Source organism: Marinobacter sp. (assembly GCF_052094685.1).
In the GTDB taxonomy this organism is placed as follows: Bacteria; Pseudomonadota; Gammaproteobacteria; order Pseudomonadales; family Oleiphilaceae; genus Marinobacter.
In genome coordinates, this window is the sequence record NZ_JBQDKB010000039.1 from 22660 (window position 1) to 33571 (window position 10912).

The 10912-nt window shown below is 53.8% G+C and carries 7 protein-coding genes; 6 read left to right on the forward strand and 1 reads right to left on the reverse strand.

Going from position 1 to position 10912, the window contains the following annotated elements; genetic code table 11:
* The first annotated feature begins 9 nt into the window (after positions 1-9).
* The 6 genes from ACTH3S_RS09700 (at position 10) to dinG (ending at position 8023) form a co-directional block, all read left to right on the forward strand.
* Positions 10-1131 (forward strand): beta-ketoacyl-ACP synthase III, encoded by a 1122-nt coding sequence (locus ACTH3S_RS09700; RefSeq protein ID WP_441808806.1) that lies wholly within the window; start codon positions 10-12, stop codon positions 1129-1131.
* 62 nt (positions 1132-1193) lie between these two features.
* Positions 1194-1982: an MlaA family lipoprotein gene (locus tag ACTH3S_RS09705; RefSeq protein WP_441808807.1), complete on the forward strand. Its 789-nt coding sequence runs from the start codon at positions 1194-1196 to the stop codon at positions 1980-1982.
* A 29-nt stretch (positions 1983-2011) separates the two neighbouring features.
* Positions 2012-3460: a DUF3336 domain-containing protein gene (locus tag ACTH3S_RS09710; RefSeq protein ID WP_441808808.1), complete on the forward strand. Its 1449-nt coding sequence runs from the start codon at positions 2012-2014 to the stop codon at positions 3458-3460.
* A 10-nt stretch (positions 3461-3470) separates the two neighbouring features.
* Entirely contained in the window at positions 3471-5177 is a 1707-nt protein-coding gene (locus tag ACTH3S_RS09715; RefSeq protein WP_441808809.1) for an ExeA family protein, read from the forward strand.
* A gap of 3 nt (positions 5178-5180) precedes the next feature.
* Entirely contained in the window at positions 5181-5876 is a 696-nt protein-coding gene (locus tag ACTH3S_RS09720; RefSeq protein WP_441808810.1) for a general secretion pathway protein GspB, read from the forward strand.
* Positions 5876-8023 (forward strand): ATP-dependent DNA helicase DinG, encoded by a 2148-nt coding sequence (dinG, locus tag ACTH3S_RS09725; protein WP_441808811.1) that lies wholly within the window; start codon positions 5876-5878, stop codon positions 8021-8023. The genes ACTH3S_RS09720 and dinG overlap by 1 nt, the downstream gene beginning before the upstream one ends.
* 246 nt (positions 8024-8269) lie before the next feature.
* Here dinG and ACTH3S_RS09730 read toward each other — a convergent pair.
* On the reverse strand, positions 8270-10912 hold a 2643-nt coding region (locus tag ACTH3S_RS09730; protein WP_441808812.1), incomplete at its 5' end, for a LuxR C-terminal-related transcriptional regulator.

A 10912-nucleotide genomic window follows, 5' to 3' on the forward strand; every position in this document is an offset into this window, starting at 1 on the left:
GGGGTTAGCGTGATTAAAGCCGTCATTAGCGGAACCGGCCTGTACACACCGCCGGCAACCATTGAGAACGATGAACTGGTCGAAGCTTTTAACCAGTTTGTTGATATGTACAACACGGAACATGCAGACGCAATTGAGCGTGGCGAAACGGACGCGCTGCAGCCGTCCTCTTCAGCGTTTATAGAGAAAGCCTCAGGTATCAAGCGCCGGCATGTAATCGATAAGTCGGGCATTGTCGATCCGAAGCGCATGGCCCCATACATCCCTGAGCGCGGAAACGATGAGCCTTCCGTTCAATGTGATATGGCCGTTGTGGCGTGTAATGAAGCGCTGGAGCAGGCCGGTAAAAAAGCCAGTGATGTGGATGCGGTGATTGTAGCTTGCTCAAACATGCAGCGTGCTTATCCAGCTGTTTCGATTGAAGTTCAGTCGGCCCTGGGCATTGATGGCTTCGCTTACGACATGAACGTGGCGTGCAGCTCTGCCACCTTTGGCTTGCAAGCGGCGGTTAACTCCGTTGAGAACGGCTCTGCCCGCGCCGTATTGGTCGTTAGCCCAGAAATCTGTTCGGGCCACCTAAACTTCCGCGATCGCGACAGCCACTTTATTTTTGGCGACGCCTGCACCGCAATTCTGGTGGAGCGTGAGGAAGACACTGAACCAGGGCAGGGGTTTGAGATTCTCGGCACCCTTTTGAAAACTACCTTTTCCAACAACATTCGGAACAATTTCGGTTTCCTGAACCGGGGCGACGAATCTGGTGTTGGCAATCCGGATAAACTGTTTATTCAGCAGGGTCGTAAAGTCTTTAAGGAAGTTTCACCGCTGGTTGCGGAAACTATCCAGAATCATCTCAAGAGTCTTTCATTGGCGCCGGACGATTTGCGCAGGATGTGGTTGCATCAGGCTAACCTGAATATGAACCAGCTGATTGCCCGAAGGGTGCTAGGCCGGGACGCGACCGAAGATGAAGCTCCTGTGATTCTTGATGAGTACGCCAATACCAGTTCCGCAGGTTCCATTATTGCGTTCCATAAACATAAAGATGATCTGAAAACTGGCGATACGGGTGTTATTTGCTCATTCGGTGCCGGTTATTCCATTGGCAGTGTTGTAGTACGCCGTCGCTGATAGCTCTGGGGCGGCGCTAAAAGGCCGCCTTGGCGCGAACATCAATAACCCAAGAGTTGAGCATGACAAAATTTTCACCCCGGGGCTGGTTGTCTGCCATGCTGTCCGTGGCTGCGTTGACGCTGGTTTTGTCAACAGGTTCGGCCATGGCTCAAAATGTACAGGAGGCTATTCCGGAGGATGCACCGCCGGTAAACCTCCAAGATCCTTATGAAAACTGGAACCGTAAGGTATACACCTTCAACGACACGGTGGATCGCTGGGCGTTGAAGCCTGTTGCCAAAACCTATCGTACGTTCATGCCAGATTTCGCCGACCGAGCCATTACCAACTTTTTCAACAATCTTACGGAAATTCGAAACTTCACCAACAGCATTCTGCAGCTGAAGGGCGAGTCGGCGATTGTTGCCGCCGGTCGGTTCACCTATAACACGGTGTTTGGTCTTGGCGGCTTGATTGATGTTGCTACCGCATTTGATTTGCCTGAAAGGCCGGAAGATTTCGGGCAAACATTGGGGTATTGGGGTGCTGGCTCCGGACCTTACCTGATGCTTCCGTTTCTTGGGCCCTCTAGCCCACGGCATCTTGGCGGGTTGGGTCTAGATGGTTTTGTATTCCCGTCATTGTGGGACGAAGTTCATAGTCCAGAGAACTACTATGGTCGGGGGCTTCAGATTGTAGATAAACGGGCAGACTTAATACCGGCTGAAGGCTTCATTTCTGGCGACGCCTATATTTTCGTCCGTAACGCATTCATGCAGCGCAGGGAATTTTTGATCAACGATGGCAAGGTGACTCGGGATCCCTTTGCCAGTGATGACAACGACGATCTGATGCTGGACGACTTCTGATCCTGATCACGGGCTGAGAGAGGCACAAGGTGCTCAAAGATCCAAAGATCAAAAGATTCCGAAAGATGCTGGACGAAGCACCTAACTACGAGGTGTGGAAAGCAGCCGCGTTGGAGTTGGATTTTCTTGAAGGTAAGGCCGAGTGGAAAGAGGATTTCGCCTCTGAGCATTACAATTATGAGGTACTGTACGATCGTCTGAGCAACATCAAACAGTATCGCCAACAGAATGATTTTGAACGCCTTAAGCGTGCATTGCGTGAGGGTCTTCATCATGATCTTGGCAACATGGGCAACCCAGCGCTTTATACCTATTCCAGGGTGGGTACCAAGCATCTTATTGAGGAATACATTGCCCAGGTCTGCGAAGCGTTGGATTTCCTCTGTGACCACCCGGTGCCGGAATTTCCAGTTGCTGAAAAACTGCAATTCTTCCGCGACACCCTCACCAGCTATGGCCGGCCAACGCTTTTGCTAAGCGGTGGTGCCAGCCTTGGTATGTTTCATTTCGGGGTTATCAAGGCGCTCTGGGAGAAAGGCCTGTTGCCTCAGGTTGTCACCGGCTCAAGCATAGGTGCCATCATTGCAGGCATGCTGGGTGTGCACACAGACGCCGAAATTCCCGAAATGCTGGTTCCCGAAAATCACAATCTCAAAGCTTGGAAATGGCGTGGCCTGCTAAGTGCAATGCGAGGCGAAGGGTTGATGGATCAAGAGCAGCTTCGCACCTGCCTTAGAACCAATATTGGTGAGTACACCTTTGAAGAGGCATACCAGCGCACTGGTCGCTCTATCAATATGAGTGTGTCGCCTGTGCAGGCGCACCAGAAGGCACGTTTGTTGTCTGGTTATACGTCGCCTTATCTCATGGTATGGAGTGGGGCGCTTGCCAGTGCAGCAGTGCCGGGTATATTTCCGCCGGTCACTTTGATAAAAAAAGACATCCACGGGCAAGCTCTACCTTACATGCCCAGGCTGAAATTTGTTGACGGTTCAGTGGTTAGTGATCTGCCGATTGATCGGCTGATGCACCTTTACGATGTGAACTTCACCATCGTAAGCCAGACAAACCCCCATGTGGTGCCGTTTCTCAACGCCCGAGGCAGAGATGAGAAGCTTTCCCTGGCAAGTCTACCTTTGCATTTGTTGAAGTCTGAGGTTCAGTTTCACGGCCAAGGCGTGTTTGATTATCTGCGTAAGCGGGTTCGGCCAGAGCTTCTGCGCCAGGTTTATGGCCAGATGTACACCATCATGGCCCAGCGTTATTCTGGAGACGTCACAATCGCGCCAACGTACTCGTTCAAGGATTACCGGCGAATGCTGGCTGACCCGAAGCCGGAGTTTGTGCGTGAAATGATTCTGGCGGGTGAGCGTGCAACTTGGCCGAAAATCTCTATGATTCGTTCCCATGCGCGCATTTCCAAAACCTTGGAGCGCTGCGTGCGACGCTTGAAACACCAGAACACCCTGAGTATCTGACTGGACGCCCATGTATTACGACTTCTTCGGCTTCAGAGAACCCCCGTTCTCTATCGCGCCTGACCCTCGCTACCTTTATTTGAGCGAACGCCACAAAGAGGCGCTGGCCCATTTAATGTATGGGGTGCAGGGTCAGGGCGGTTTTATTGTTATTACCGGCGAAGTGGGTACCGGCAAAACCACCGTCAGCCGGTGCTTTATCGAAAATGCTCCGTCCCACGTGGACATTGCTCTTATTCTGAACCCTCGGTTGTCGGCCCGGGAACTGCTTTCCGCTATTTGTGATGAGTTGGAAATTATTCATCCGGCTGGCGCCACCATCAAACAGATGGTCGATCTGATCAACCAGGATCTACTGAAAGCTCACGGAGCAGGGCGACACAAGGTTTTGATGATCGATGAGGCGCAGAATCTCTCAGCCGATGTGCTTGAGCAGCTGCGTCTGCTAACCAATCTTGAAACCGCCGAAAAGAAACTGCTACAGATTGTGTTGCTGGGCCAGCCCGAGTTACAGCAGATTCTTGAGCTTCCAAAGTTACGCCAGCTCAATCAACGGGTAACCGCCCGCTATCATTTGGATGCTATAAACCGCAACGAGCTGCCTGCTTACCTCAGTTATCGGCTGGGCGTTGCCGGTATGCGCGGGGATGTGTTTTCGCCTGCAGCCGTGCGCAAACTCTATCGTTTGAGCAATGGCATACCCCGCTTGATCAATCTGATCAGCGACCGTGCACTACTGGGTGCCTACGCCGAAGGCGAGCACGAGGTGACATCGGCCCACATTCGACAGGCCGCTAAGGAAGTTGCGGGTAGCCGCAACATCGGGGCAAAGCCGGCGGGTTCCCGAGGCAAGCCAGATCTTCCGGGCGTTCTGGTGCTTGCCGCCTCACTGTTATTGGCTATCGTGAGTACCTACTGGCTTTATCAGCAATGGTCCGGGCCAAAAGCGGTCGCTGAAGTGAAAGCTGCCCCTATTGAGCAGGCCGGCTCAATTGAACGTGAAAACGAGCCAAAACAACAGTCGGCAACTGTGCAGAAGCCGACTTCTGTGGACCAAAGCCCCGCTGACTCCAACGAGGAAATGCCCTCTTTCAGTTTCGAAGAGCAAGCACTAAATTTACCAGGCGCTTTTAGCGAGTTGTTTGGTATATGGGGCATTCAATACGGTTCGCAGGAGTCTCCTGTTGCCTGTGATTTCGCTCGTAAATCCGGCCTCGGATGCCTCGAGCGGCAAGGTAGCCGCAGAAGCCTCGCTTTTCTGGACAGGCCAGCCATGCTGATGCTTCAGGATAATACCGGCAATCGTGGCTACGCTGTGTTGCGCCATCTCGAAGGCGACAAGGCAGACATTCTTCTGCCCGAAGGATTGGTTCGAGTATCTTTTACCAGCCTTGAGCCCTTTTGGTTTGGTGAGTACCGGGTGTTGTGGCAGCTTCCGGATTATGTCGCCAGCAGCCCAAGCGCGAGTGACGGTGCAAGCGAAGAGTTGTGGCTAGGCGCCCGCATGATGGAGCTTGCAGATGCCCACGGCGAATCGCCCGCAGACAACGCAAAAATCAAACGTATGTCAGCGAAAGATCAGGTGCGTTGGTATCAGTCCCTAAGGGGACTAACGGTGGATGGCATTGCCGGTGCTATGACGGTAATCCAGGTTAACAACGACCTGAATGCGGATGTGCCGAGGTTGGTAAACACCAAGTCCGGGGGTGAGGGATAGACCATGTCCTACATTCTTGATGCCCTTAGAAAATCTGAAACTGAACGCCGCCAAGGGAAAGTCCCGGACCTTGGTCAGCAGGTACAACTGATTCATCGCCCCAAAAAACGGCGGAACGCTTCGGTGGTATGGGTGGCTCTGGCATTACTAGTGAACGCAGGAGTGCTGGCAGTTGTATTCTGGCCTGAACCCGCACGTGAGATGCCTGTAGTGCAGGCTCCTAAGCCAGTTGAGCTTGAGGCCCCAGTGGAGCAGCCTGAAAAATCTGAAGCAAAACAGGTGCCTGCTGAAACCGACACTGCAGTTGTTTCGCTGCCGGAGCCAGAGTTGGGGAGCGAGACGATAGCAGCGCCGGCCCGTGAGCGGCCAACTATTATTACGCCGTCTGTACGCCGAGAGCGCCAAGTGCCGGCACTGCGCCAGAGTGAGCCCCAAGCCAGAGCTGGAACAAGAGTGCCGCACCTAGTCGAATTGCCCCTTTCTTATCAGAAGAGTGTCCCGGACCTGATGTTCAATAGTCATATCTATTCCACAGATCCTTATGCCAGCCGAGTGATGATCAATGGTCACTATCTCCGCCCGGGCGAATCCTTTTCGGGTATTACCGTAGAAGAGATTACCGAAGATGGCGTTGTGCTTAGCAAACAAGGCAGACGCTTTCGTGTGGGCATTGTCCGCGACTGGGTGAGCCCGCACTGATGGCGTTATCCGACGATATTAAACAGCAGATTCAGCAAAGTTACCGCGAAGTTCTGGCGGGCAAAGACGTCCGTGCCCGCTATGGTCAGCGCCTGATGATTGCTGAGATTGCCCGCTACATGGGCGATATTACTGAAAACGATGGCCAGCGCACGTCGCCCCCGGCCGCCTGTGTGGTTGAGGCTGGCACCGGTACGGGTAAGACCTTGGCTTATCTGATTGCGGCTATTCCTGTGGCCAGGGCTCTGAATAAAACCCTGGTGATATCCACGGCAACGGTCGCACTGCAGGATCAAATTGTGCTCAAAGATCTTCCTGATCTCAAAAAGCACAGCAAGATGAACTTTAGTTGGACTCTTGCCAAAGGCCGCGGTCGGTATCTGTGCATGTCCCGTCTGGAGTCACGCCTGCACGATGAAGGCAACGGAGATAGCGACACCATGCCGCTGTTCCTGCTGGACAGCCCAGGCACTGAGGAGCCTGGCACCCGGGCATTCTTCGAGGAGATGCTGGCAAGCTATGGATCGCGCAAATGGGATGGCGACAGAGATCACTGGCCGGAGCAGATACCCGATGATGTTTGGCGCCAGGTAACAACCGATCACCGTCAGTGCACCAACCGGCACTGCAGCTACTTCGACAGCTGCGCGTTTTTTGATGCCCGTAAGGATCTGGAGGAAGTGGATATCGTGGTGGCTAACCACGATCTTGTGCTCGCTGATTTGGCTCTGGGTGGTGGAGCGATTCTGCCAGAACCTGAAAACGCCTTGTTTATTTTTGACGAAGCCCATCACCTGCCAGACAAAGCACTGAATCACTTTGCAGCGTCTGTACCCCTGAACTCGACCCGGCAATGGCTTAAGCAGTTATCACAAGCGCTTGTCAAAATGCAGCCCTATTTGGCTGCGGGCACCCAAGGTGCTAAAACGATCGATCGCATAAGTGGCGCTTCTCGGGATGTAGATCTGGTGCTTAGCCGGGTTTATGAAGAAGCTGAGCACAACACTGGCTGGGAGTTCAATGATGAGCGTCGTTCAGCGCAATGGCGTTATCCAGAGGGGGAGTTGCCAGAAGCATTAGCGGAGCTGGCTTCTGAAAGCCGGATTGCCACCGCAAACCTGGTGCGGCACCTTGGCGCATTAGCCGACGAGCTTCAGGGTGCGTTCGACGAACGCAAACAGCACGAGATTGATCGGGATACCGCAGAAGCCTGGTACCCGGTGATTGGTGCGTTCCACAGCCGTTCAGAAGACCAGCTACGGCTCTGGACAGCTTGGACAGAGCAGGTTGATGGCCCAAACAAAGGCAAAAGCCCCCCTCCGGCACGCTGGAGTGTGCGGCAGCGCTGGGATCATGCGGAAGATATCGCACTGTTCAGCTCGCCGGTACTGGCAGACAATCTTTTGTACTCAAGGCTTTGGTCGCGGGCCTACGGTGCTGTTCTTACCAGCGCCACTCTGACTGCGCTCGGTACCTTCGATCGCCTTCAATCCCGGGCAGGTCTGCCTGCTGCCAGTCGGTTGTTGGTGGTGCCAAGCTCCTTCCGTTATGGCGAAAAGGCGACAGTAGAGGTGCCAGCCATGGCTTGTATGCCTACCGACGACGGTTTCGCGGATGAATTGATCAAACGCCTTCCAAGTGTATGGGCTGGTGAGACAGCTACGCTTGTGTTGTTCACTTCCCGCAGGCAAATGCACCAAGTGCGGGATGCGCTGGCGCCCGACTACCCGGACTTGATTATTACCCAAGACGATATGTCTCGAGGTGAGGTGTTGCGCCAGCATCGGATTCGTATTGATGAGGGCAGGGCTAGCGTATTGTTTGGTGTGGCCAGCTTCGCAGAAGGGATCGATTTACCCGGCAAGTATCTTCATCACGTAGTCATCACCCGGTTGCCTTTCTCTGTGCCAGACGACCCTATCGAGGCCGGTTTGGCCGAATGGGTAACTCAGCGTGGTGGTAACCCGTTTATGGAAATTACAGTGCCGGGTGCATCCATAAAACTCGTACAGGCTGTGGGCCGTTTGTTGCGTACGGAAGAAGATACTGGAAGGGTTACGATTCTGGACCGCCGCATTGTAGCCAGGCGTTATGGTCAGTTGCTGTTGGATGCGTTGCCGCCGTTCCGGCGAATCATTGAAAGGTAAATAGATAAAAAAAGAGCCAGCCCGAAGGCTGGCTTATATCAAGGGGTCCTCAAAAAAAACCGTGCGTCGAAACAACGCTGTACAAGAAGTCTGAAGGCCTGAAGTTCCAGAATTCGTGGTGAGGGCTTGCCCTACCGTGGAATCCATAATAGGGGAGTAGAGGGCGTAGCCGAATCGTCCAAAGGGCGTAGCGTGGGTCAAAAGTTCTTGCCGAATGTGATGGGAATCACAAAACGAGAGCGAAATTTACTGGGTGAGAAGACCCAGTTCCCGGGCTCGGGCAAGGGCTTCGGTTCTTCGACCAACGCCGAGTTTGCCATAAAGATTGCGTATGTGAGCTTTTACCGTGGCGGGCGCTACGCCCATGTGCACGGCAATGTCTTTGTTTGCGTCGCCCGCATTGATTCGTTCAAGCACTTCGAGCTCCCTTTGGCTTAGAGGCTCAGCAAGGTCTTGCTCTTTGCTAATCGTTGCGGGTTTTGTTTCTTCCTTGCCTGTCGCGCCTGGATTCTCTTGGCTCTGTAACATGTATTTTAAGCTGCGCTGCCAACGCCCTTCGCTTTGCAAGGCAGGTAATTCCAGTAAAAGTGCCTGCAGGCGCGAGCTTTCTTCAGCAAACAACCGCATAAACCCGGCTTCCGCTGCCACATTTACCGCCCGCTCAAGTTGCTCAGCGCATTCGTCGTGCCGACCTTGCAACGCGAGGGCGTCGCCGCGAACCAGCAGTGCCTCTACTAAGTGGCGGTTGTGTTCGTTCTGTTCTGTTTCTGACATCAACACGTCAAGAATGTCTAGCGCCCGTTCCGGTGTGCCCTCGGCAACCAGCAGTCGGGCGTAGCTGATGCTGTTCTGCTCCCGGTTTAGGGGGTTGGTAACGGTTTTTTTGTCCAGGGAATCCAAGCTGCGGCGGGCCAGTGCAATCTGCCCCGTTGCCAGAAAGCACCGTGCCTTAAACGCAGTGCTGGCTGGGGGTTCGAAGACAATGTGTTCTCGGCGTTTTCGGCCAACGTGCTCTGCGTCTTCAAGGGCTTCTATTGCTTGTGCAAACTGGCCATCGCTAAAGGCGAGATGCCCCCACACATGTTGAATGATCACATGCTGCCCCGGTTCCGTGCCTTGATTTACGTGCTCCAGCAAAGGCGCGAGATGAGCGGCTGCATCGCGTGGTTGATTGCGTTCTCGGTGAATTTCTGTGAGTGCAGCGCTAAGCCAGCATGAGATCAGTCGGGGCTGAGTGGGATCCGCGTAGTGTTGATCAACCCATCGACGCACCTCGGTGCAGGTATCCAGCGCGAGATCCATGTCACCCCGGTTGTACTGTATCCAAGCCAGCAAACCGCCACTGGAAAGAACCGTGCTCGGCTTTCGTTCAACTTGCCCGTAGTGGATCGCAGACTTTAGCGCTTCTTCCGCACCTGTCAGGTCCCCTTTGCCGTAATCGTCCAGCCCTAAGCCGTAATAGGTCACGGATTTCAGTGGAATTCGCGTGTGGTCGATATCCGCGAGCACCTGGAGGGTCAGGTTACTTGCGCTTTTATCATCGCTGCGCGACCGCGCCAAATAGGAACGTATAAGCGATATCTCACTCTGCAGGCCCAGCGCACCTTCTGCATCCGGGGCAGAGTCTGCGACACGACGATCTAGCAAATGTTCAACATTGGCCAGCAATGGCTCAAGATGATCAAATCGGTTGGCAAAAAAACGGCTCCACACACGCAACATCTGCAGTTGTGCGTTTTCTTCTATGTGCTTTGGGGGTAGTGATTCAAGCCAGTTTAGAACCGGCAGATGATAGCCCCCATGAATCAGGTTATTGCCGTGGGTGGCCAGTACGTTAGCCAGCCATGGCCAATCTTCCTTTTGCACAATCTGAGCGATAGCTTCCTGAACCTGACCGTGGTCTAAAAGCCACTCCACCGCTCGGTGCCAGAGACGATGGGCACGCTCAGGATAGGTATGGCGAATCCGCTGCAGTAGTGCATCGCGAAACAGGTCGTGATAGCGGAACCATTCATTGTGATTATCCAGAGGAATCAGAAACAGGTTTTGTGAAAGCAGGGTCTCCAGCTTTTTCTGGCCGTCATCTGAGTTGCGAAGAGAATTGCACATAGACGCACATAGGCGCGGACAGCAGGCCGTATCCAGTAAGAAGGCGACAATAGCCTCTGGTTGCTTGTCCAGCACCTCGCTGAGGACATAGTCGCTTATGTGCCGTTCATCTATGCTAAGTGCAGCTTGCGGCGCATCTGAGCGAGTGGTTCGCGGGTGTTGCACCAGGCCGCTGTTATTCCCTGAAAGTGCGGCGAGCTGCATGGCTGCCACCCAGCCTTCTGTTCGTTGGCAAATGGCCTGTATTTCCTGCTCTGAAATGGCAAGGCCCATGGTGTTGTGAAAAAACTCATGACACTCGTCTTCAGAAAACGCTAACAATGTTGGGTGAATCTCTTGAACCCAGCGGCGCACACGCCAGCGAGCCAGTGGCAGGGGAGGTTCAGAGCGGGAGGCCAGAGTCACGGTGACGCTTGCCGGAAGATAGTCCACAAAATATCCGAACTGGCGCTGAATTTCGTCGCTAGCAATAAACTGAAAATCATCCAGGACAAGGTTCCACAGGCCGCCGTCGGATGACAGTGTATTAATCAGGACAGTAATAGCGCTGCTGAGATTGTCATCGGTATTGCCGGCAAGGCATTTATGGCAGTCTTCCAGCCCGGTCAAGCCGGCGTGCTCGAACGCGCTGACAACGTACTGCCAGAAGCGCCGGGGTTCATCGTCGTGTTCATCCAGCGACAACCAAGCGATGGGGCCAGTTGTAACGGCGCACCATTGGCTTACCAGTGTTGTTTTACCAAATCCTGCCGGCGCTATGACAAGGTTCAGGCGCTTGGG

Excerpts from the sequence above, each read along its gene's own strand:
- ACTH3S_RS09720 (WP_441808810.1), top strand. The coding sequence starts at position 5,181 with ATGTCCTACATTCTTGATGCCCTTAGAAAATCTGAAACTGAACGCCGC.
- dinG (WP_441808811.1), top strand. The coding sequence starts at position 5,876 with ATGGCGTTATCCGACGATATTAAACAGCAGATTCAGCAAAGTTACCGC.
- ACTH3S_RS09715 (WP_441808809.1), top strand. The coding sequence starts at position 3,471 with ATGTATTACGACTTCTTCGGCTTCAGAGAACCCCCGTTCTCTATCGCG.
- ACTH3S_RS09705 (WP_441808807.1), top strand. The coding sequence starts at position 1,194 with ATGACAAAATTTTCACCCCGGGGCTGGTTGTCTGCCATGCTGTCCGTG.